Origin of the sequence: Paeniglutamicibacter sp. NPDC091659, assembly GCF_044756805.1 — a bacterium.
Taxonomy (GTDB): Bacteria; Actinomycetota; Actinomycetes; order Actinomycetales; family Micrococcaceae; genus Paeniglutamicibacter.
This window is the reverse complement of the sequence record NZ_JBIVTO010000005.1, coordinates 151,635-171,900: the sequence shown is the minus strand read 5'-3', so window position 1 is coordinate 171,900 and position 20,266 is coordinate 151,635. Positions and strand designations below refer to the sequence as shown.

Below are 20,266 nucleotides of genomic sequence, written 5' to 3'. Positions count from 1 at the left end.
GCGCCGCACGGCGCAGCATCGACACCATTCGAGAACAGCAGGAACCGACCATGGCGCACTCCACGCAGGCCCCGCCCGCACACGGCACCGCATCCCCGAGGACCCGCATGGGCGCCCGGGATCTGGCCCTCGTGGCCGTATTCGCGGCGTTCATTGCCGTGCTCACGTTGGTGCCGGCGGTTCCGGTCGGCGCCCTGGGCGTGCCGATCACCGTGCAGACCCTGGGCGTCGCACTCACGGCACTGATTCTCGGTTCCCTGCGCGGCGCCTCGGCGACCGCGCTCTACCTTGCCGTCGGGCTGGCCGGCGTGCCGATCTTCGCGAAGTTCTCCGGCGGGCTCGGATCCCTTGCGGCGCCGAGCGCGGGCTACCTGCTGGCCTTCCCGATTGCTGCCCTTGTCACCGGCGCGCTTGCCACGCTGGTGCTGCGCAAATTCCGGCGCCGCCGCCTGCTCTGGCTGTTCCTGTCCGCCATGGGCGGCTCGATCCTCGTCATCCACCCGCTGGGGATCCTGGGCATGTCGCTGAACGCCGGCATCCCGCTGCAGCAGGCATTCGTCGTCGACATGGCCTACTGGCCCGGCGACCTGGTGAAGAACTTCGTTGCGGCGAGCATCGCACTGAGCGTGTTCAAGGCCTTCCCGAAGATGGCCCGCCGCAACTACGACGCCTAGCGGCCCCGAGGCAGCCGGATTCGATCCGAACCAAGAACAAGGAATACCGTTAAGCGTGATCCGTTTTGAAGAAGCAGGCCTGTCCGTCCCGGCCGATGAGCCCGACGCACCCGCCCGCGTCGTGCTGGCCCCCTGCACGCTGGCTCTCGACGAAGCGAGGATCGCGGTGATCGGCGCCAACGGATCGGGCAAGTCCACCCTGTTGCGCATGATCAACGGGCTGGCGGTCCCCTCCAACGGATCCGTGAGCGTCCGCGGCTTCGACACCCGTAGCAACGCCAGGTCCGTCCGCCAAAACGTGGGCTTCCTCTTCACCGACCCGCTCTCCCAGCTGGTGATGCCGATCGTCATCGAGGACGTCGAGCTTTCGCTGAAGGCAAGCATCAAGAACCAGGAGCGGCGTCGCGGGGCGGCGCTGGAGGCACTCGATTCGCTGGGGCTCAAGCACCTGGCCCAGCGCAGCATCTACGACCTTTCCGGCGGCGAACGGCAGCTGGTGGCGCTGTGCAGCGTGCTGGCCGCCGGGCAAGACATCCTGGTTGCCGACGAGCCCACCACGCTGCTGGACCTGGCAAACAACGAACTGCTCCAGCGCACCATCGACTCGCTGGACCAGCAGGTCGTTTACGCCACGCACGACCTGGATTTCGCGGCCCGCGCGGACCGTGGCCTGCTGGTCCACGCCGGGCGCATCGTCTTTGACGGGCCGGCGGACGCGACCGTGGCGGAATACCGTCGCCTGGTGCGCAGCGGATCGATCAGCGCATGAGCGCCTCGCACCGGATGCTGCTGGGCCACTACCAGACCGGCACCAGCATCGTCCACCGCGCCCCGCTGCTCGCCAAGTACCTGCTGGTGCTTGCCGTCAGCACGTCGGTGCTTCTCTGGCGCATCCCGGCGGTCGGCCTGGGCGCCCTGCTCCTGAGCCTGCTGCTCTTCGCGGTGGCGGGCAGGCGCGTGCTGCGCACCTGGGCCGCCCCGCTGCGCCAGCTGTGGTGGGTGTTCGTGATCCTCGCGGTCCACCAGTCGCTGATCAACTCCCCCGTTTTCGCGTTGACCCTCATCAGTGGCATGTTTGCCGCCATCCAATGCGGCCGGCTGGTGCTGCTGACCACCACGCAGGCGGCGTTGCTCGGCGGGCTCGAGGCGGCTGCAACTCCCCTGCGCTGGGTGGGCGGAAACCCCGCCACCGTGGCGCTGGCCGTGGCCCTGATGCTGCGCAGCATCCCGGCGATCGCGACCTCGGTGCAGAACCTTTCCGACGCGGCCAAGGCGCGCGGCGTGGCCCGGAACCCGGCGGTGCTCGCCGCACCCGTGGTGATCAACACCGTCGCCTACGCCCAACGCACCGCCGATGCGCTGGCCGCCCGTGGAATCATGGAACGCAACTAGCTTCCGTTCCGTTTTCACTTCCGTTGGAGCCGCAGGCCAGTATTGTATTGAGCATGAGCTTCAACGACGATGCACGGCTGGATTCCAATCGGGTCAAGGATTCACGCGGGCGCCGCGGAACCAAGATCGCGGCGGGCGGCGGCGGCATACTGGTGGTGCTGCTGGCCGCGATGTTCGGCATCAACCCCGACATGCTGGCCCAGTTCGGAATCGGCGGGGAACCCTCGACCGAACAGACCGCCACGGGCGCGCCCGAAATCGCGGAATGCAAGACCGGCGCCGATGCCAACGCGCGCCAGGACTGCCGTATCCTCGCAACCACCCAGTCCCTGGACAGCTTCTGGCTCTCCTACCTGCCCAAGTACAACGTGAAGGTCGCCAAGCCCGGCGTGGAGATCTTCAGCGGCCGGGTCGACACGGCCTGCGGACCCGCAACCAGCGCCGTGGGCCCGTTCTACTGCCCCGGCGACCGCGTCGCCTACTTCGACACCGCATTCTTCGCCGACCTGCAGAACAACTACGGCTCCGACGGCGGACCCTTGGCGGAGGAATACGTGGTGGCCCACGAGTACGGGCACCACATCCAGAACACCATCGGCACGCTGGCCGCCTCCCAGCAGGGCGGCACGGGCGCAAACTCCGGTTCGGTGCGCGTGGAGCTGCAGGCGGACTGCTTCGCCGGCATGTGGGCCGGCTACGCCGCCCAGACCAAGGACGCCAACGGCAACACCTTCATGAAGCCGCTGACCGAAGCGGACCTGCGCTCTGCGCTCTCAGCGGCCGCGGCCGTGGGCGACGACCGGATCCAGAAGGCGGCCACCGGGCGGGTCAACCCGGAGGGCTGGACGCACGGCTCGGCCGCCCAGCGCGAGGTCTGGTTCCTCCAGGGCTACAAGACCGGGGACATCAACCAGTGCGACACCCTGTCGTCGAAGAACCTGAACAAGCCCGGCGCCTGAGCTGCCTCAACCTGAACGCCGCTTAAAACACGCGAGGCGAGCTTCCCCCGTCCTTTGCAGGAGGGGGAAGCTCGCCTCAGATGTTTAAGCGTTGGCTAGATGTTGAACCCGAGGGCACGCATCTGGTCGCGGCCGTCATCGGTGATCCGCTCGGGACCCCATGGCGGCATCCAGACCCAGTTCAGGCGGTAGGAATCGACAACCGACTCCAGCGCCGCCGAAACCTGCTCTTCCAACACATCGGTCAGTGGGCAGGCCGCGGTCGTCAGGGTCATATCGATCAGCAGGGCACCGTCGTCGGCGTACTTCAGACCGTAGAGCAGTCCGAGGTCCACGATGTTGACACCGAGTTCCGGGTCAATGACATCCTTCAACGCCTCTTCGACGTCTTCGAGATCCGTGTGCGCCGACCCGTTGGCCGTTTCGTTGGAGACGCTCATGGCTAGGCCGAAACGTTCAGGAAGCGGTCGTAGCCCTCTTCCTCAAGACGGTCAGCCAGTTCCGGGCCGCCCTGTTCGGCGATCTTGCCGTCGACGAACACGTGCACGAAATCAGGCTTGATGTAGCGCAGGATGCGGGTGTAGTGGGTGATGAGCAGGGTGCCCATCTCGTTCTCGGCCTGGGCGCGGTTGACACCCTCCGAAACGACCTTCAGCGCATCGACGTCGAGGCCAGAATCGGTCTCGTCGAGTACGGCGAACTTCGGCTTGAAGAGCTCGAGCTGAAGGATCTCAACACGCTTCTTTTCGCCGCCGGAGAACCCTTCGTTGACGTTGCGGGCCGCGAATTCCGGATCGATCTTCAGTGCGGCCATGGCCGTCTTGACGTCCTTGGTCCACGTGCGCAGCTTCGGTGCCTCGCCGGCGATTGCGGTCTTGGCGGTGCGCAGGAAGTTGGTCATGGTGACACCTGGAACCTCGACCGGGTACTGCATGGCCAGGAAGAGGCCTGCGCGTGCGCGCTCGTCAACGCTCATTTCCAGCACGTCTTCGCCGTCCAGGCTGATCGAGCCCGAGGTGACGGTGTAGCGCGGGTGGCCGGCGATGGTCGAAGCCAGGGTGGACTTGCCCGAGCCGTTGGGGCCCATGATTGCGTGGGTCTCACCGGTGTTGATGGTCAGGGAAACGCCCTTGAGAATTTCCTTGGTGCCCTGCTCGGTCTCGATGGAGACGTGCAGGTCCTTGATTTCCAGAGTAGACATACTTAAGTCCGTTCTCTTTCTTTGATGCCGGTTTTCACCGGCGAAATTTTCTGGTGGTGGGGGCTCGGACTAGTTGTCCGTGGCTGCGAGCTCACGCTCGATGGTCTCGGCGAGGCGTTCCTCGATCTCCGGAACACCGATCTGCTGCACGATTTCGTTCAGGAAGCCACGAACCACCAGGCGGCGGGAGGTCTTCTCGTCGATGCCGCGGGACATCAGGTAGAACAGGTGCTCGTCGTCGAAACGGCCGGTGGTCGAGGCGTGGCCCGCACCGGCGATCAGGCCGGTTTCGATTTCCAGGTTCGGCACCGAGTCGGCGCGCGCGCCGTCGGTGAGCACCAGGTTGCGGTTGGCCTCGTAGGAGTCGGTGCCCATGGCGGTCTTGCGGATCAGCACGTCGCCGACCCAGACAGTGTGGGCGTCCTTGCCCTGCAGCGCGCCCTTGTACAGCACGTTGGACTTGCAGTTCGGGGTCGCGTGGTCAACGAAGGAACGGTGTTCCAGGTGCTGGCCGGCATCGGCGAAGTACAGGCCGAAGAGCTCGATTTCGCCACCCTCCGCGGTGAAGCGGGCAGTCGGGGTCACGCGAACCAGGTCGCCACCGTAGGAAGCAACAACGTGCTTCAGGTGGGCGTCCTTGGCAACCTTCGCCTGCTGTGAGGAAGCGTGGATTGCTTCCTCATCCCAGGCCTGCAGGGAGATGACGGTCAGCTTGGCGCCTTCGCGGACATCGATTTCGATGTTCTCGGCGACGATCGCGGTGCCGACGTGGTCAATGACGACGACTGCCTCGGAGTTCGGCTCGGCGATCAGCACGATGTGGGCTGCCGACGCCTCGGTGGAGGAACCGGTCATGGTCATGATGACCTGTTCGCCGGTGCTGCCGGCCGGGATGGTCAGCACGTTGGCCTGGGCCGCGTACTTCCAGGCGTTGGCCGAGATGCGGTCTTCCGGGATGCCGACCGAACCGACGCGTGCGTCGGTCATGGCAACGGCTTCCAGGGCGACGTTTGCCGCGCCCTCAACGGTCAGGGCCGGGGCCGCGCCGTTGAGTTCGTCCTTGTGCAGGCCGCCGAGGCGCTTGAGCGGGGTGAAGCGGAAGTCCTCTTCACGACCGGTCAAGACCGGGAAGTCCTCGAGCTTGTAGCTGGTCAAACGACCGGCACGCGAGGAATCCGGGATGCCGGCGCCGGCGCCGTGGCTGTGCGCCTTGGAGGCGTCGCCGCCCAAGGGCGCAGATGCCTCTGCTTCGTTCAGCGGCGAAAGGTTTTCGCCTTCTTCGGTGAAACCGGCAATGGCTGCCGGTGCGCCGATGCGGGCCTTTTCGCCCGATACGTGAGTTGCAATATCAGTCATAATTAACCGACGGACCCTTCCATCTGCAGTTCAATGAGTCGGTTCAATTCCAGTGCGTACTCCATCGGGAGTTCGCGGGCGATCGGCTCGATGAAGCCGCGGACGATCATCGCCATCGCTTCGGTTTCGGCCAGGCCGCGGCTCATCAGGTAGAAGAGCTGTTCCTCGGAAACGCGCGAGACGGTTGCCTCGTGGCCCATGGTCACGTCGTCTTCGCGGACGTCGATGTACGGGTAGGTGTCCGAACGCGAGATCTGGTCAACCAGCAACGCGTCGCAGACGACCGAGTTCTTTGCACCCTTTGCGCCTTCGCGCACCTGGACCAGGCCGCGGTAGGCCGAGCGGCCGCCGTTGCGGGCCACCGACTTTGCCACGATCGAGCTGGAGGTGTTCGGGGCGATGTGGACCATCTTGGATCCGGTGTCCTGGTGCTGACCGGCGCCGGCGAAGGCGATCGACAGGGTCTCGCCCTTGGCGTGCTCGCCGACGAGGTAGACGGCCGGGTACTTCATGGTGACCTTGGAACCGATGTTGCCATCGACCCACTCCATGGTGGCGCCCTCTTCGCAGACTGCACGCTTGGTCACCAGGTTGTAGACGTTGGTCGACCAGTTCTGGATGGTCGTGTAGCGGACGCGGGCGCCCTTCTTCACGATGATTTCCACGACTGCTGAGTGCAGCGAATCCGAGGTGTAGATCGGGGCGGTGCAGCCCTCGATGTAGTGCACGTAGGAATCCTCATCGGCGATGATGAGGGTGCGCTCGAACTGGCCCATGTTTTCCGTGTTGATGCGGAAGTATGCCTGCAGCGGGATTTCCACGTGGACGCCCTTGGGGACGTATACGAAGGATCCGCCGGACCAGGTCGCGGTGTTCAGCGAGGCGAACTTGTTGTCGCCCACTGGAATGATCGAGCCGAAGTACTCCTTGAAGATGTCTTCGTGCTCGCGCAGTGCGGTGTCGGTGTCCAGGAAGATGACGCCCTGGGCTTCGAGGTCCTCGCGCAGCTGGTGGTAGACGACCTCGGACTCGTACTGGGCAGCGACGCCGGAAACCAGGCGCTGCTTCTCGGCCTCGGGGATGCCGAGCTTGTCGTACGTGTTCTTGATGTCCTCGGGCAGGTCTTCCCAGCTGGTGGCCTGCTTCTCGGTGGAACGCACGAAGTACTTGATGTTGTCGAAGTCGATGCCCGAGAGGTCTGCACCCCAGGTAGGCATGGGCTTGCGGTCGAAGTACTTCAGGCCCTTGAGGCGCATGTCCAGCATCCACTGGGGCTCGTTCTTGAGCTCCGAGATGTTGCGGACTACGTCCTCGTTGATGCCTCGGCGCGCGTTGGCACCCGCGTCGTTCTTGTCGCTCCACCCATATTCGTAATTGCCAATTCCGTGGAGTTCGGGATTCTTCTCCAGGATCTCGGCAATCACGCCGGGGTCAGCGGACTCCTGTGCAATCTGATCCGTCATCGCGGCCTCTCCTGCTTCGTGATCTTGATTCGAGTTCTCTTCTCAGCACGCTGAGGAGTTTGGTTCCGACCCACAGGGATGTGGGTCGTACACACATGCCCGCCGCTGGCGAGCGTCGAGAGCCTTCGCACGTCGACGCCCAGCAGGCGGGAAAAGGCCTGGGTTTCCATCTCGCAAAAGACGGGAAATTCCCTGGCCAAATCTTGGATGGGGCAATGCCCCTGGCACAGCTGAACGCTGAGCATGGTGGCGGTCGGCGAGTTTGCGCCGACCTTCCGGGTGGAAGCGACAAAGCCATCCGCGCTGAGCGCCTCGCTCAAGGCTTCGGCGCGGTCCTCCAGACCTTCGACATCCGCAACCACGGGCCGGTAGCGGCGCTCCATGGCGGCGAAACGGCGGGCGGCGAACGCCTCGATGGCGGCTGGGCCGGCGGCGCGGCCCAATTCGGTGAGGGCATCCGTGGCGATGTCGAGGTAGTCGTTGCCCATTTTCGCCTGGCCGCGGTGCGAAAGGACATAGCGGCGGGACGGGCGTCCAGCGCCGGTGCGCTGGTTGGCCACGAGCTTGACCTCGACCAGCCCTTCCTTGGAAAGGGCATCGAGGTGACGACGGACAGCAGCAGGTGTGAACCCAAGACGCTCGCCCAATTCGGCGGCGCTGACCGGGCCATCCTCAAGAACGGAATACAGGACTCGGTCGCGGGTGCGTTCTTCGGTCTCCCCTGATGCGGGAACTATGCGCGCCGGGTCGTCGGCCAGCGCGGGATTTTTCGATGAATACACAACACAAGCATGCGCTAATGCGGCAAGCTAGTCTAGTAAGGCACCGCTTACTTCGCCACTGGTGGAAACGCGGTTCCCGGCACACGGGACTCCGCGGGTGCGATGTGCGCCACAGCGATGAGTCGATCGACTTCTACCTAGCCTAGAATAACGTGGTGTCCAATGTGCCCCCAAGCCTCGTCATCGAGGACTTGCTCAAAGATTTCGGCCCCGTTCCCGCCCTTGACGGCCGCATGGTGCGCGTACTGAACGGCATCAGCCTCAAGGCCAATGCCGGCAGCGTGACCACCCTGCTGGGTTCCAACGGCGCCGGAAAATCAACCACCCTTGCGTGCGCGCAGGGCCTGTTGCGTCCCGACGGGGGCAAAGTATCCCTGCTGGGCGAGGATCCCTATGGGGCCAGCCCCGCACTGCGCTCGCGCGTCGGGGTCATGCTGCAGGACGGTGGCCTTCCGCCCTCGCTGCGCCCGATCCCGCTGTTGCGCCACGTCGCCTCGCTCTACCAGCGTCCGGCCGACATCAACGCGTTGATCGAGCGCCTGGGCATCAACGAATTCGCCAACACCTCCATCCGCAGGCTCTCCGGCGGACAGAAGCAGCGCGTGGCGCTGGCCGCGGCGCTGGCCGGAAACCCGGAAGTCGTCTTCCTCGACGAGCCGAGCGCCGGGCTGGATCCGCAGTCTCGCCAGGTCGTCTTCGACCTGATCACCGAGCTTCGCAACGCCGGGCTGTGCATCGTGCTCACGACCCACCTAATGGAAGACGCCCAGCGCCTCTCCGACTACGTCTACATCATCGACCGCGGAATCAATGTCGCCGAGGGGACGGTTGCGGAGTTGACGGCACGCGCCAGCCACGAGTCAACCGCCCAGGCCGTGACCTTCACCGCCGCCCCCGCCCTGGCCCTGCCCCGGATGCCCGCGCACCTGCTGCTGCTGGAGCCCGCGCCCGGGCAGTACCGGCTCGAGGGCGTGCGCGATGCCCACGATTTGGCAAGCCTCACCAACTGGTGGGCACGGGAGAGCATCCTGCCCGATTCGCTGCTGATGCAGCCGCGGACCCTCGAAGACGTGTTCTTGGAAATTGCCGACAAGGGAAACGATGTCAACTAGTACCCAAGCAGTGCCCGGCACCTCGAATGCCGTGGGGACCTTCAAGCGCATCCTGCTGCAGGGCCGCTACGAGACGCTGGCCATGGTCCGCAACGGCGAGCAGCTGGTCATCGCGGTCGTGCTGCCGCTGATGGCGTTGTTCGGGCTCGTCTTCACCGACCTGCTCAAGAACATCGCCGCCCGCCCGATCGATGCCGCGGTTCCCGGCGTGCTGGCCCTGTGCGTGGTCTCGACCGCGTTCACCGGCCAGGGCATCGCCACCGGGTTCGACCGCCGCTACGGCGTCATGCGCTTCCTCTCAACCACGCCGCTGGGCCGCACCGGCCTGATCTACGGCAAGGTCATGGCCGTGCTGGCCGTCCTGTCCATGCAGGTCGTCGTCATCGGCGGCACCGGCTTCCTAATGGGCTGGCAGCCCGCCCCGGGCGGAATCCCGTGGGCCATCCTGCTGCTGGTCCTCGGCGCCGCGGCCTTCACGGCCCTGGGCCTGCTGATCGCCGGCACGGTGCGCCCCGAGGCCACGCTTGCCATCACCAACCTTGCGTGGGTCCTGCTGGCCGGAGTCGGCGGAATCCTCTTCCCCTCCACCAGCGTTCCCGCCTTCCTGCACCCGATCATCAACGTGCTGCCCTCGGCCGCACTGGGTGATTCGCTGCGTGCAGCACTGATCTCCGGCACCGCGTCCGGCCCGGGGATCCTGATCCTGCTGGCATGGACACTCATCGCCGGTTTCGCCGCAACCCGCTGGTTCAAGTGGAACTAGAAATCTGGAGCACAAGATCATGAGTACCGACTCCCCCACGACCAACCACTGGACGGACAGGCTGCCGGCCGCGGTCGGCAAGACCGTCCACCGCCTGGCCATCGCCTCGCTGATCTCCCAGATCGGCATCATCGTCACCGGCGGCGCCGTGCGCCTGACCAAGTCCGGCCTGGGCTGCTCGCAGTGGCCCAACTGCGTGCCGGGCTCCATGACCCCGGTCCCGGAACAGGGCGTCCACGGCCTCATCGAGTTCGGCAACCGCACGTTGACCTTCGTCCTGGTCGTCATCGCCGTTGCGTTCCTGGTCTCGATCTGGCGTATCCGCGCCACCCACAGGACGCTCTTCGGGCTGTCCATCGCGTTGCTTGCGGGCATTCCCGCCCAGGCAGTCATCGGCGGCATCACGGTGTTGACCAGGCTGAACCCGTGGGTTGTTTCGCTGCACTTCATCGTGTCGGCGGCCATGGTCATGGCCGCGACCCTGCTGGTCAACCGGACGGGCGCACTGCGCCGCGGGGAAACCTCGCTGGGCAGGCCGGCGGGCACCACCCAGAAGTTCCTCGCCTGGACGATCCTCGCGACCTCCGCGCTGGCGATCGTGCTGGGTACGATCGTCACGGGCACCGGCCCGCACGCCGGCGACGCGGATTCCCCGCGCCACCTGTTCGACCCGTACTTCGTCACCCGCCTGCACGTGGTCCCGGTGTACCTGCTGGTCGCGGCGACGCTGATCGCACTGTTCCTGGCCATGCGCACCGGCGAGGACAAGGCGCTGCGCACCCCGCTGGTCCTGATGGCCACGGTCGTTCTCCTGCAGGGCGTCATCGGCTACACGCAGCACTTCACCGGCCTGCCGATCCTGCTGGTGCTCTTCCACATGCTTGGCGCCTCGCTGCTGGCCGCGGCGGCCATCAACGTGTGGGACCGTGCCACCCGGAAGTTCCCCTTCTAGATCCCTTCACGCAAAAGTGCCTGGAACGTCATGCGTTCCAGGCACTTTTGCGTTTCCGGGCCGCCGGGTCAGGCGGCGTCGTGATCGGTTTCGAGCACGCGGGCCAGGGTCTCAAGGACTTCGTCGGCGCCTTCGCCGTCGGCACGGAGCACGACCTTGGTGCCGTATTCGGCGCCCAGGCCCATGAGCGAGAGGATGCTCGAGGCGTCGAGCGCGTCCTCGGCGGGCTCGCCCTCCAGGGCGATGGTGACCTCGAGGGGCTGGTCAGCGGCGGCCTCGGCGAAGATGGCTGCGGGACGGGCGTGAAGACCGACGCGGCTGGCGATGGTGGCTGTACGTTCTGCCATGATGTTGCTCCTTGGTTGGGTTTCTGGTTCGTTGTGTTGTCAGAGTCGTTTGGGTGTCACAGTCCGAAGACGTCGAGTTCGGGCAGCTCGGCGCGGACGGCGCTGCGGGCCTGCTCCGCGGAACCGGCGCCGAGCGCCAGCTTCGCGATGCGTTGGGCCCCGGGCAGGTCCACGGTCTTGAGGATGGCGGCGACGGCCGGCAGCGCGCGCCGGTTCATCGACAACGTCGCCACCCCGAGCCCGACCAGCACGACGGCCAGGGCCGGGTCGGCCGCGGCCTCCCCGCAAACTCCCACCGGCTTGGGCCCGCCCTGCGCGGCCGCTCCCCCGTCGCAGGTCGCCCTGATCAGGTGCAGCACGGCAGGCTGCCACGGGTCGTTGAGCTCGGCCAGCGCCCCGAGCTGGCGGTCCGCGGCCATCGTGTATTGGGTGAGGTCGTTGGTCCCGATCGACGCGAAGCGGACCTCGGAGGTCAACTGCCTGGCCATCAGTGCGGCGGAGGGGACCTCCACCATCACGCCGGGGGTCTTCAGCCCGGCGTCCGCGCACATGGCGGCGAACGCCGCGGCCTCGGCCGGGGTGGAGATCATCGGCGCCATGGTCCAGACCTCGGCGGCAGAGCCGTCGGCCGCCTCGGCGATGGCGGCGAGCTGGCGGGCCAGGACCCCCGGGACGGCCGCGTCGGTGCGGTAGCCGCGCACCCCGAGGGCCGGGTTCGGCTCCGAAGCGTCGGTGAGGAAGGGCAACGGCTTGTCGGCCCCAGCATCCAGGGTCCGCACGACGACCTTGGCGCCGCCGAACGCGTCGAACACCGCCCGGTAGGCCTGCACCTGCTCCTCGCGGGTGGGCTCGGTGTCCCGGCCCAGGAAGCAGAACTCGGTGCGCAGCAGGCCCACGCCCTGGGCGCCGGCGGCGGCTGCCGCCACGGCGTCGGCGCCGCCGCCCACGTTCGCCAGCAGCGGGACCCGGTGTCCGTCGGCGAGCCGGCCGGTTCCGTCGAACTCCGGCAGCGGGTCCCGGGAGGCATAGGCCTGCGCCAGGGCCGACTCCGCGGAGCCGGGCCCGCGGACGACGGTGCCGTCGATGCCGTCCACGAAGACCAGGTCCCCGTCGACCAGGGCAGTGGTCCCCCGGGCCGCGACGATCGCCGGCAGGCCGAGCGAGCGGGCGATGATCGCGGTGTGCGATTGCGGCCCGCCGTCGCTGGTCACCAGGGCCAGCACGCGCGCCGGGTCCAGCGTCGCGGTGTCGGCCGGGGCCAAGTCGACCGCACAGAGCACAAAGGGCTCGTCGCTGTCGGGAATCCCCGGGGCCGGGACGCCGCGCAGTTGCGCGACGATCCGGGCGCGGACATCCAGCACGTCGGTGGCGCGCTCGGCCATGTAGCCGCCGAGGGCCGCCAGCTGGGTGGCGACGGCGTCGGCCGCTTCCCAGATCGCGGACTCCGCGCAGGTGCCTGTGGCCACGAGCTTGGTGGCCGACTTCAGCAGCGTCCGGTCCGAGGCCATGAGCGCCGTCGCCTTGAGCACCGCCGCGGCGTCGCCCGTGGCGGCCGCGGCGCGTTCCTTCAGACCCGCGGCGACCACCTGCGTGGCCTCGGCCAGCCGTGCCGATTCCTCCTCGGCACTCACGCCCTCGGGCAGCGGGGCGCCGTCGGCCGGTGCGGCGATGGGCGCCGGCATCCGGCGGACCGGCCCGATGACCCGGCCGGCGCAGACGCCGACCCCGGTGAATTTCTCGCTCATGCCGCCACCTGCTCGGCGCCGACTTCACGGTCAAGGGTTGCCGAAGCCGCGGCGGGGCGCTTGCGTGCGTAGCGCTTCAGGGCGACCACGGCCAGGGCACTGATGACGGTGCCGACCACGATCGAGAGGGCGAACATCGGCAGGTTGCCGATCGCGAAGAAGACGAAGATGCCGCCGTGCGGGGCCTGGGAGGTGACGCCCGTGGCCATGATCATGGTGCCTGTCACCCCGGCGCCCAGCATGCTGGCGGGGATGACGCGCAGCGGATCGGCCGCGGCGAACGGGATCGCGCCCTCGGAAATGAAGGCGGCGCCGAGCAGCCAGGCTGCCTTGCCGTTTTCGCGTTCGGCCGGGGAGAAGAGCCTGCGGTCCAGCAGGGTGGCCAGGGCCATCGCGAGCGGCGGGACCATGCCGGCGGCCATGACGGCCGCCATGATCTGCCACGGTGCCTGGTTGGCCACGGCGCCCGCGCCGAGGCCGGCGACGGCGAAGGAGTAGGCGACCTTGTTGACGGGTCCGCCGAGGTCGAAGGCCATCATCAGGCCCAGGATCAGGCCGAGCAGGGCCGCCGCGACGCCGGACATCCCGGAGAGCCAGCCGTTCAGCCCCGCGGTCAGCGCGGCGATCGGGCCGCCGAGGACCAGGAACATCAGTCCGGAGGCGATGATCGAGCCGAGCAGCGGGATGATGACCACGGGCATGAGCCCGCGCAGCCAGCGCGGGGTCTTCCAGGAACCGATCCAGCGGGCGGCCAGGCCGGCGATCAGGCCGCCGGCGATGCCGCCGAGGAAGCCCGCGCCCATGAACCCTGCCACGGCGCCGGCGGTGAAGCCCGGGGCCAGGCCCGGCCGGTCGGCGAAGGCGTACGCGATGTAGCCGGCCAGCACGGGGACCAGGAAGCCCATCGACAGGGCGCCGATCTTGAAGGCGACGGCGCCGAGGTACACGCCCAGCGGGCCGAACTTGCCGTCGACCTGTGCCACGACATCGGCACCGGGGAGGTTGAACAACGTGTTCGTTCCCAGGATGTCGTCCGCGACGCCGGTGATGAGGTAGCCGCCGAGCAGGAAGCCCAGGGCGATCAGCAGGCCGCCGCCGGCGACGAACGGGATCATGTAGCTGACGCCCGTGAGCAGGGCGCGCTTCAACGCGGCGCCGGCGCTCTCGCGCCCGGCGGGGGAACCGCCGGAGCTGTCCGCGGACCCGCTGCCGGCAGCGACGCGGCGCGCGTTGGGGTCGGTCGCGGCGGCCAGCGCCTCGGCCACCATGACGGCGGGCTCGTCGATGCCGCGCTTGACCGGGGACTGGATGAGGGGCTTGCCGGCGAAGCGTTCCTTGCCGCGCACGTCGACGTCAACGGCGAAGATGACTGCCTCCGCGGCCGCGATCACCGCCGGGTCCAGCGGGGTGGCTCCCGAGGATCCCTGGGTTTCGACCTGCAGGTCGACCCCGGCCTCCGCCGCGGCGGCCACCAGCGAATCGGCTGCCATGTAGGTGTGCGCGATGCCGGTGGGGCATGCGGTGACGGCAACCAGGCGGCGCCGCTCGGCAGGAGCCTGGGCGGCGGCAGGAGCGGGTGCAGCAGTCGCGGCGGCAACATCTGCACCGTCGGCAGCGGGCGCCGGGTTGACGGCCCCCTCGACCAGGGCCACGATCTCCGCCGGGCTTCCTGCGGCGCGCAGGGCGGCGGTGAAGTCCTTCTTCACCAGCGAACGGGCCAGCTTGGAGAGCAGTTTGAGGTGTTCCTTGTCCGCGCCCTCGGGGGCTGCGATGAAGAAGATGAGGTCGGCGGGGCCGTCCTTGGCGCCGAAGTCGACCGGCGGAGCCAGCCGGGCCATGGCGAGCGTCGGCTCGGTGACCGCCGTTGAGCGGCAGTGCGGGATGGCGATCCCGCCCGGCACACCGGTGGCGGTCTTCTGCTCGCGGGCCACCGCGTCGCGCTGCAGGGCGGCGGCGTCCGTGGCGCGGCCGGTGGCCACCACGGTGCGCGAGAGCTCGGCGATGACCTCGGTGCTGTTGCCGCCAAGGTACCTGTCGAGCAGGACAAGCTCTTCGGTGATAAGACGCGTCATGGCTTTCCTTCGGTGGGGAGTGGAGTGGGAAGCGCGGCGACGGTGACGGCGCGCGGGTTGGTGTGTTCGGGGGCCGGAATCGTGGAGCCCGGCAGGGCGACGGCGGCCGATCCGTGGGCGACGGCCTGGCGCAGGCAGTCGGCCGGTTCCGCGCCCGCCGCATCGGCGAGCAGGTACCCGGCCAGGGCCGAGTCGCCGGCGCCGACGGTGCTGCGCGCGGTGACGGGCGCATGGGTTGCGTGCCAGCTGCCGGCCGCGGTGGCCAGGACCGCGCCCTTCGAGCCGAGCGTGGCCAGCACGGCCCTGGCTCCGGCCTCGACGAGCCGCAGCGCGGCCCGGCCTGCACGTGCGGGGTCGGCCTCGAGTTCGGCTTCGGTGCCCTCCCCGGTGAGCTCGGCCAGTTCCTCGGCGTTGGGCTTGACGAGGTCCGGGACGCCGGCCGGGCCTGCGGCGAAGAGCGCGGCGAGCGGGGCTCCGGAGGTGTCGACGGCGATGCGCGGGGCCCTGGCTCCGAGCGTGGCGCGGACCTCGGCGACGAGTCCGGCGTAGAACCCCGGGTCGACGCCCGGAGGCAGCGATCCGGCCATCACCAGCCAGTCGGCCCCGTCGGCCGCGGCAAGCACGGCCTCGACGAGGGCCCGCTGGTGTCCGGCATCCAACAGGGGCCCGGGGGCGTTGACCTTGGTGGTGGTCCCGTCGGCCTCGGCCAGCGTCAGGTTGCTGCGCAGCGGCTGGCCGATCGGCAGCGCCATGTGCGACAGGCCGCTGTCGGCAAGGCCGAGCACCACGGGATCGTGCGGGTCCCCGGGCAGCACCGCCAGCGTGGCCAGTCCGCCGGTGGCCAGTGCGCGGGCCACGTTCACGCCCTTGCCGGCGGCCTGCGAGGTCAGCGACAGGGCCCGCTGGACCCCACCGCGCTGCAGGGGCGCGGCCAGTTCGATGGTCCGGTCCATGCTGGGGTTCATGGTCAGCGTGGCGATCATGCCAGCACCACCTCGACGTCGGCCGCCTCGAGTGCCGCGGCCAGCTCGGCGTCCGGCTCCCGGTCGGTGACCAGGGTGTCGATGTCGGACAGTGCGGCGAAGCGGACCAGCGCCGACTCGCCCAGCTTGCTGGAGTCGGCCAGTACCACCACGCGCCGCGCACAGCCGACGATCGCGGTCTTCACCGCGGCCTCGAGCGCATCGGGGGTGCTCAGGCCGAAGCCTGCGTCCACGCCGTTGGCTCCGACGAAGGCTATGTCCGGTCGCAACGAGTCCAGCTGGGCGAGCGTGTGGCTGCCGGTGGCCGCGCTGGTGAGACCTCGCACGCGGCCACCGATCAGTTCCAGCGGCAGGGCTGGAGAGACACGCTGCGCAATGGGCAGTGCGTGGGTGATCACCAGGAGTTCCTCGGCGCGCGGACCGGCAAGTTCCTCGGCCAGCAGCCCGGCCAGAAGTTCTGTGGTGGTTCCCGCATCGAGGAGGATCGAGGTGGCTCCCTGCGGGAGCAGTTCGAGTGCCTTCGCTGCGATCCGTTGCTTGACCGCCAGGTTCTGGGTGGTGCGGGCCGTGTGGCTCTGTTCGGCGGTACTGGTCTTCGTGGCTGTGACCGCACCGCCATGCACCCGGCGCAACACCCCGACCTGCTCCAACTGGGCGAGGTCGCGGCGCACGGTTTCGCGGGTGATGCCGAATCGTTCGGACAGGTCGGCAACACCGACCTTGCCCTGCAGGGACAGCTGCTCGGTGACGAGACGGTGGCGTTCTTCGGCAAACACGATGTGGAGGCCTCCGGGTTGTGTGACGTGAGTCACGGCGATCTTTGTTCATACGACTTTAGGCGCACGACGATCGCAATGTCAACACAAAACAACATAAAACCAAATAAACACAGATTCGCCCGAAACGTTCCGCTCAACCACATGGCCCCGACCCGCCGATTTTCACGGAAAACATACAGTGCATTGGAAGCGATCGGGACATATGATCGACACACCGAAAGCACGGCCTCACCCCCTGCAGGCCGGGCGCATCCAGGCAGTCGCCAGACCGGAAAGCCATGATGATGAGATGAGTGGAATCGACAACCGCAGTTCCGGAAACCCATCGCCCCGCCGGGCCATGCCCGCCGCCATCACGCTGGGGCTGGCCCTGGGCCTGATCCTGACGGCATGCGGCGGCTCGGGCGGACAAGACAAGCAGGCCTTCGGGCCGGACACCTGTGTGGCGCCGACCGGCGCAAGGGTGCAGGACATCGATCCGGAGGACTCCCCCGTCAAGCCGTGGCAAAAACCGGCCGGTGCGGAGCTGGTGGTGGAGTTCGAAACCGGCAAGCTCTCCGCAGACTATGCCGGCAAGGTCACCGACGCGACCGCCATCTGGTCGAAGAGTTCATGCCTGAACGCGGTGGCGGTCGAGACCTGCTCCAGCGGCGCCAACTGCGTATCCGTCGTTGAGGACGATGGCCGTTCACGGAACACCGACGGGGAAATGGATTGGCAAGGGAGCGGCGACTACATGGAAAGTGCGACCATCACCCTGTTCACGCAGGCATTGGGGCGAACCACCGACAACGGGGCACTGGCCACCATCGTCCACGAAATGGGCCACGCGCTGGGCTTGGACCACCGACTCAATAAATCCGACGTCATGAACTCGGTCACCGGCGACGATACCAATCCGGTGCCCGACGCCGTCGATTTCTCCAACCTTGCCGCCATCTACGGATCCTGACCCGGCCGGGGCCAAAGATCCCCTGGAATGAATCCGACGCAAGAGAAAACCTCTCCGCGGGAAGAGGGTCGCTGGAATGCCCGAACTGCGGGCAGGCGGAGCGGGTCCGGCCGATGTTCGCGTGGTCGGGGACCTGTTCAACACGGTGGGTCCACACCACTCGGCGGACGAATTCGGGAAGGCCCTCGAGCGATCCCGGATCCTGGGATTCCTCCCATCGACAGGCACCTGGGCCAGGAATAGGCTTGAGCCGTCCCAGCATGGCCAACACGGAAGACGGAGAGGTGCGCGACATGGGAGCTGCAGAAAACGCTGAACTGGTTCGGCGGGGATACGAGGCTTTCAACGCTGGCGATCTGGCGGCACTTGGCGAACTGTTTGCGGAAGACGCGGTCTGGTACGCCCCCGGAAGCGGTGTGCTGTCCGGGACGAAGCAAGGACGTGACGCCATATTTGCCTACTTCGGCGAGCTGGGGGCGCGTTCCGAGGGTTCCTTCCACGCGACCGTTCTTGACATCGTCGGCGGGGCAAACCACACGGTGGGGATCCATCAAAGCCACGCCGAAAGCAACGGAAAGACTTTGGACCTGGGCACGGCCATCGCGTTCGTACTCCGGGATGGAAAGGTCATCGAAGGCCGGGAGTACTTCGATGACACAGCCAAGGCGGACGAGTTCTGGACATGAGTTCAGGCGCGGAGCGGAGGACGTATCGGTCTCTTCCGGTGCAGCCGTAGAAGGTCGAATGATCGCGTCGAAAATTCGGTGAGAGACACACCTTTCGGGGGCCGCTTGCTCCTAGGTAGGGTGGCTGGCAGCCACACGAACCGCCCCTCAGCAGGAGGATCGACATGACGCAGTACATGATCTCGGTCAGTCACGACACGGCCGAGGCACCGACGATGGAAACCATGGATCCTGCCGTGATCCAGCCGATCATTGACGCGGCCGACGCCTTCAACGACAGGCTCCGTGCCGAGGGAGCATGGGTATTCGCCGGCGGGCTGCACCCCATCCAGACGGCAACCACGGTCGACAACACCGGTGAAACACCGGTCGTGACCGACGGGCCGCATGCCCAGTTCGAGGAATACCTCGGCGGCTTCTGGGTCATCGAGGCCAGCGACCTCGATGCCGCACTGGAATGGGCCAAGGACGCCTCCAAGGCGTGTGCGGGCCGTGTCGAGGTACGCGCGTTCCAGGACGAACCCGCCTGACAAAAATCCTCAACCGGGTACCGCGAATCGATCCACGGTGAAGTCATAATGGGCGGGAACGCCATCCTTCAGGCCAGGGCTCGGTTTCGTGCCGATACGCCAATGTACGAGCATGCCCGCCACGGCCGCGCGATCACGCATGCGATGGGCTTGAAGCCATGCTGATCTACTAGATGGGCGTTTCAGTGGACGGCTTCATCACCAAGGCCGGGTTCGGGTGGACCAACCCCACCGAGGAGCAGTTTCGTTTCCGCATCGAGCAGGTGGGCGAACTCGGCGCCTACCCGTGCGGTCGCCGAAGCCCTTCCGCTGGACCTCATCGAGACCAGGACGTTCGGCCCGAGCGTGGTCTTCGAGCGCTGCCGGCGCGCCCCTGGCCGGTCGGCCTGACAACTGCCGGCAGGCACAAAAAGCGGCCTTCCGGATTGAACCGGAAGGCCGCCATGAAGCTGAAACCTGTTTAGCCGAAGAGCGGGCCGCCCACGAACGGGTCGATCGCCAGGGCGATGAACACGAGCGTCAGGTACGTGATGGAGATGTGGAAGACCTTCATGGCCTTCTTGTTCATGTCCGCCGGCGCGTGGTCGCGCTGCGCCTCGCGGTAGAGCACGTGGCACTCGTAGATGAACCAGGCGCCGCTGGCGCCGGCGAGGGCCGTGTAGACGATGCCCGCGTAGCCCATCGGGGCCAGCAGCAGCGAGCAGACCACGGTGGCCCAGGCGTAGAGGACGACCTGGACGGAAACCTTGCGGGCCGTGGAGATCGCGCCGAGCATCGGCACGTGTGCCGCGTTGTAGTCGTCCGCGTACTTCATGGACAGCGGCCAGTAGTGCGGCGGCGTCCACAGGAAGATGATCAGGAACAAGATGATGGCGGGCCATTCGATCTTGTTGGTGACCGCTGCCCAGGCGATGAGCACAGGCATGCAGCCGGCAATGCCGCCCCAAACGATGTTCTGGGCGGTGCGGCGCTTGAGGATCAGCGTGTAGAGCACCACGTAGAAGAGGATCGCGGCCAGGCCCAGCGCCGTGGTCAGCCAGTTGGTGCCAACGGCCAGCACCACCAGCGAGGCGATGCCCAGCAGGTAGGCGAAGATGAGCGCCTCGCGCGGGGTGACCTCGCCGGTGACCAGCGGGCGCCCCTTGGTGCGCTTCATGATCTTGTCCATGTCGCGGTCGATGTAGCAATTGAATGCACCCGATGCGCCCGCTGCCATGGCACCGCCAAAGAGCGTGGCCAGCACCAGGGTGATCGACGGGAAGCCGCGTTCGGCGAAGATCATGGTCGGCAACGTGGTGACGAGCAGGAGTTCGACCACGCGCGGCTTCGTCAGCGCAAGATACGCCTTGGCCTTGCGTGAAACGAAGTCGCCCACCGATTCATTCGGCTGACGAGCTGCACGAGCAGTCGTTGCGGATTCAACGGAAACGGTCTTCACAGACATGCACTCAGTTCTACGGGGAAATAAGACAGACAGGCCTATCATACCCTTTTACGCGACGTAGAATTCGGCCCGTG

General features: G+C 67.2%; 21 protein-coding genes. 10 read left to right on the top strand and 11 right to left on the bottom strand.

Going from position 1 to position 20,266, the window contains the following annotated elements:
• Positions 1–50: 50 nt before the first annotated feature.
• From ACIQLF_RS11270 to ACIQLF_RS11255, 4 genes are read left to right on the top strand one after another with little or no spacing between them, the layout of a single operon-like run.
• Positions 51–674, top strand: a complete 624-nt coding sequence (locus ACIQLF_RS11270; protein WP_400298140.1) for a biotin transporter BioY — start codon at positions 51–53, stop codon at positions 672–674.
• Between the two features lie 55 nt (positions 675–729).
• Positions 730–1,443, top strand: coding sequence for an energy-coupling factor ABC transporter ATP-binding protein (locus ACIQLF_RS11265; RefSeq protein WP_400298138.1), 714 nt, complete (start codon positions 730–732; stop codon positions 1,441–1,443).
• On the top strand, positions 1,440–2,066 hold the full coding sequence (locus ACIQLF_RS11260; RefSeq protein WP_400298135.1) for a CbiQ family ECF transporter T component: 627 nt from the start codon (positions 1,440–1,442) through the stop codon (positions 2,064–2,066). Before ACIQLF_RS11265 ends, ACIQLF_RS11260 begins: the two co-directional genes overlap by 4 nt.
• Before the next feature lie 53 nt (positions 2,067–2,119).
• Positions 2,120–3,025: a neutral zinc metallopeptidase gene (locus ACIQLF_RS11255; RefSeq protein WP_400298132.1), complete on the top strand. Its 906-nt coding sequence runs from the start codon at positions 2,120–2,122 to the stop codon at positions 3,023–3,025.
• Positions 3,026–3,120: 95 nt separating this feature from the next.
• Here the strand turns inward: ACIQLF_RS11255 and ACIQLF_RS11250 are convergent, their stop codons facing one another.
• From ACIQLF_RS11250 to ACIQLF_RS11230, 5 genes are all read right to left on the bottom strand, one after another.
• Entirely contained in the window at positions 3,121–3,465 is a 345-nt protein-coding gene (locus ACIQLF_RS11250) for a metal-sulfur cluster assembly factor (protein ID WP_400298130.1), read from the bottom strand.
• A gap of 2 nt (positions 3,466–3,467) precedes the next feature.
• A complete protein-coding gene (sufC, locus tag ACIQLF_RS11245; protein WP_387525051.1) occupies positions 3,468–4,226 on the bottom strand; it encodes a Fe-S cluster assembly ATPase SufC in 759 nt (252 codons plus the stop codon).
• Between the two features lie 69 nt (positions 4,227–4,295).
• Positions 4,296–5,582 carry a Fe-S cluster assembly protein SufD gene (gene sufD / locus ACIQLF_RS11240; RefSeq protein ID WP_400298126.1) on the bottom strand — a complete coding sequence of 429 codons (1,287 nt, stop codon included), beginning with the start codon at positions 5,580–5,582 and terminating at the stop codon, positions 4,296–4,298.
• A 2-nt stretch (positions 5,583–5,584) separates the two neighbouring features.
• Positions 5,585–7,045: a Fe-S cluster assembly protein SufB gene (gene sufB, locus ACIQLF_RS11235; RefSeq protein ID WP_209997337.1), complete on the bottom strand. Its 1,461-nt coding sequence runs from the start codon at positions 7,043–7,045 to the stop codon at positions 5,585–5,587.
• On the bottom strand, positions 7,042–7,827 hold the full coding sequence (locus tag ACIQLF_RS11230; RefSeq protein WP_400298122.1) for a helix-turn-helix transcriptional regulator: 786 nt from the start codon (positions 7,825–7,827) through the stop codon (positions 7,042–7,044). The genes sufB and ACIQLF_RS11230 overlap by 4 nt, the downstream gene beginning before the upstream one ends.
• A 155-nt stretch (positions 7,828–7,982) precedes the next feature.
• Here ACIQLF_RS11230 and ACIQLF_RS11225 point away from each other — a divergent pair, with 155 nt between their 5' ends.
• From ACIQLF_RS11225 to ACIQLF_RS11215, 3 genes are read left to right on the top strand one after another with little or no spacing between them, the layout of a single operon-like run.
• Complete coding sequence (locus tag ACIQLF_RS11225; protein WP_400298119.1) at positions 7,983–8,939, top strand: ABC transporter ATP-binding protein; 957 nt, start codon at positions 7,983–7,985, stop codon at positions 8,937–8,939.
• Entirely contained in the window at positions 8,929–9,702 is a 774-nt protein-coding gene (locus ACIQLF_RS11220; protein WP_400298116.1) for an ABC transporter permease, read from the top strand. The genes ACIQLF_RS11225 and ACIQLF_RS11220 overlap by 11 nt, the downstream gene beginning before the upstream one ends.
• Before the next feature lie 19 nt (positions 9,703–9,721).
• Positions 9,722–10,654 carry a heme A synthase gene (locus ACIQLF_RS11215; protein ID WP_400298114.1) on the top strand — a complete coding sequence of 311 codons (933 nt, stop codon included), beginning with the start codon at positions 9,722–9,724 and terminating at the stop codon, positions 10,652–10,654.
• A gap of 68 nt (positions 10,655–10,722) precedes the next feature.
• Here ACIQLF_RS11215 and ACIQLF_RS11210 read toward each other — a convergent pair whose 3' ends face one another.
• Genes ACIQLF_RS11210 through ACIQLF_RS11190 form a run of 5 tightly spaced genes read right to left on the bottom strand, consistent with a single transcriptional unit; the run spans position 10,723 to position 16,577 of the window.
• Entirely contained in the window at positions 10,723–11,001 is a 279-nt protein-coding gene (locus ACIQLF_RS11210; protein WP_400298111.1) for an HPr family phosphocarrier protein, read from the bottom strand.
• Between the two features lie 56 nt (positions 11,002–11,057).
• A complete protein-coding gene (locus ACIQLF_RS11205) occupies positions 11,058–12,746 on the bottom strand; it encodes a putative PEP-binding protein (RefSeq protein WP_400298108.1) in 1,689 nt (562 codons plus the stop codon).
• Positions 12,743–14,818 (bottom strand): fructose-specific PTS transporter subunit EIIC, encoded by a 2,076-nt coding sequence (locus ACIQLF_RS11200; RefSeq protein WP_400298106.1) that lies wholly within the window; start codon positions 14,816–14,818, stop codon positions 12,743–12,745. Before ACIQLF_RS11200 ends, ACIQLF_RS11205 begins: the two co-directional genes overlap by 4 nt.
• Complete coding sequence (locus tag ACIQLF_RS11195) at positions 14,815–15,801, bottom strand: 1-phosphofructokinase family hexose kinase (protein ID WP_400298104.1); 987 nt, start codon at positions 15,799–15,801, stop codon at positions 14,815–14,817. The genes ACIQLF_RS11200 and ACIQLF_RS11195 overlap by 4 nt, the downstream gene beginning before the upstream one ends.
• Positions 15,798–16,577, bottom strand: a complete 780-nt coding sequence (locus ACIQLF_RS11190) for a DeoR/GlpR family DNA-binding transcription regulator (protein WP_400298458.1) — start codon at positions 16,575–16,577, stop codon at positions 15,798–15,800. Before ACIQLF_RS11190 ends, ACIQLF_RS11195 begins: the two co-directional genes overlap by 4 nt.
• Positions 16,578–16,869: 292 nt before the next feature.
• Here ACIQLF_RS11190 and ACIQLF_RS11185 point away from each other — a divergent pair, with 292 nt between their 5' ends.
• The 3 genes from ACIQLF_RS11185 to ACIQLF_RS11175 all read left to right on the top strand — a co-directional run bounded on the left by ACIQLF_RS11185 (position 16,870) and on the right by ACIQLF_RS11175 (position 18,748).
• Positions 16,870–17,532 carry a matrixin family metalloprotease gene (locus ACIQLF_RS11185; RefSeq protein ID WP_400298102.1) on the top strand — a complete coding sequence of 221 codons (663 nt, stop codon included), beginning with the start codon at positions 16,870–16,872 and terminating at the stop codon, positions 17,530–17,532.
• 260 nt (positions 17,533–17,792) lie between these two features.
• A complete protein-coding gene (locus ACIQLF_RS11180) occupies positions 17,793–18,218 on the top strand; it encodes a nuclear transport factor 2 family protein (RefSeq protein WP_400298099.1) in 426 nt (141 codons plus the stop codon).
• Positions 18,219–18,382: 164 nt separating this feature from the next.
• Positions 18,383–18,748, top strand: a complete 366-nt coding sequence (locus ACIQLF_RS11175; protein ID WP_400298096.1) for a YciI family protein — start codon at positions 18,383–18,385, stop codon at positions 18,746–18,748.
• A gap of 460 nt (positions 18,749–19,208) precedes the next feature.
• Here the strand turns inward: ACIQLF_RS11175 and ACIQLF_RS11170 are convergent, their stop codons facing one another.
• Positions 19,209–20,192, bottom strand: a complete 984-nt coding sequence (locus tag ACIQLF_RS11170; protein WP_400298094.1) for a heme o synthase — start codon at positions 20,190–20,192, stop codon at positions 19,209–19,211.
• Between the last annotated feature and the right edge of the window lie 74 nt (positions 20,193–20,266).

What these genes read in the sequence shown, in the direction of transcription:
- ACIQLF_RS11270 (WP_400298140.1), top strand. Translation starts at nt 51, where the DNA reads ATGGCGCACTCCACGCAGGCCCCGCCCGCACACGGCACCGCATCCCCG.
- ACIQLF_RS11260 (WP_400298135.1), top strand. Translation starts at nt 1,440, where the DNA reads ATGAGCGCCTCGCACCGGATGCTGCTGGGCCACTACCAGACCGGCACC.
- ACIQLF_RS11255 (WP_400298132.1), top strand. Translation starts at nt 2,120, where the DNA reads ATGAGCTTCAACGACGATGCACGGCTGGATTCCAATCGGGTCAAGGAT.
- ACIQLF_RS11250 (WP_400298130.1), bottom strand. Translation starts at nt 3,465, where the DNA reads ATGAGCGTCTCCAACGAAACGGCCAACGGGTCGGCGCACACGGATCTC.
- sufC (WP_387525051.1), bottom strand. Translation starts at nt 4,226, where the DNA reads ATGTCTACTCTGGAAATCAAGGACCTGCACGTCTCCATCGAGACCGAG.
- sufD (WP_400298126.1), bottom strand. Translation starts at nt 5,582, where the DNA reads ATGACTGATATTGCAACTCACGTATCGGGCGAAAAGGCCCGCATCGGC.
- sufB (WP_209997337.1), bottom strand. Translation starts at nt 7,045, where the DNA reads ATGACGGATCAGATTGCACAGGAGTCCGCTGACCCCGGCGTGATTGCC.
- ACIQLF_RS11220 (WP_400298116.1), top strand. Translation starts at nt 8,929, where the DNA reads ATGTCAACTAGTACCCAAGCAGTGCCCGGCACCTCGAATGCCGTGGGG.
- ACIQLF_RS11215 (WP_400298114.1), top strand. Translation starts at nt 9,722, where the DNA reads ATGAGTACCGACTCCCCCACGACCAACCACTGGACGGACAGGCTGCCG.
- ACIQLF_RS11210 (WP_400298111.1), bottom strand. Translation starts at nt 11,001, where the DNA reads ATGGCAGAACGTACAGCCACCATCGCCAGCCGCGTCGGTCTTCACGCC.
- ACIQLF_RS11205 (WP_400298108.1), bottom strand. Translation starts at nt 12,746, where the DNA reads ATGAGCGAGAAATTCACCGGGGTCGGCGTCTGCGCCGGCCGGGTCATC.
- ACIQLF_RS11200 (WP_400298106.1), bottom strand. Translation starts at nt 14,818, where the DNA reads ATGACGCGTCTTATCACCGAAGAGCTTGTCCTGCTCGACAGGTACCTT.
- ACIQLF_RS11195 (WP_400298104.1), bottom strand. Translation starts at nt 15,801, where the DNA reads ATGATCGCCACGCTGACCATGAACCCCAGCATGGACCGGACCATCGAA.
- ACIQLF_RS11185 (WP_400298102.1), top strand. Translation starts at nt 16,870, where the DNA reads ATGAGTGGAATCGACAACCGCAGTTCCGGAAACCCATCGCCCCGCCGG.
- ACIQLF_RS11180 (WP_400298099.1), top strand. Translation starts at nt 17,793, where the DNA reads ATGGCCAACACGGAAGACGGAGAGGTGCGCGACATGGGAGCTGCAGAA.
- ACIQLF_RS11175 (WP_400298096.1), top strand. Translation starts at nt 18,383, where the DNA reads ATGACGCAGTACATGATCTCGGTCAGTCACGACACGGCCGAGGCACCG.
- ACIQLF_RS11170 (WP_400298094.1), bottom strand. Translation starts at nt 20,192, where the DNA reads ATGTCTGTGAAGACCGTTTCCGTTGAATCCGCAACGACTGCTCGTGCA.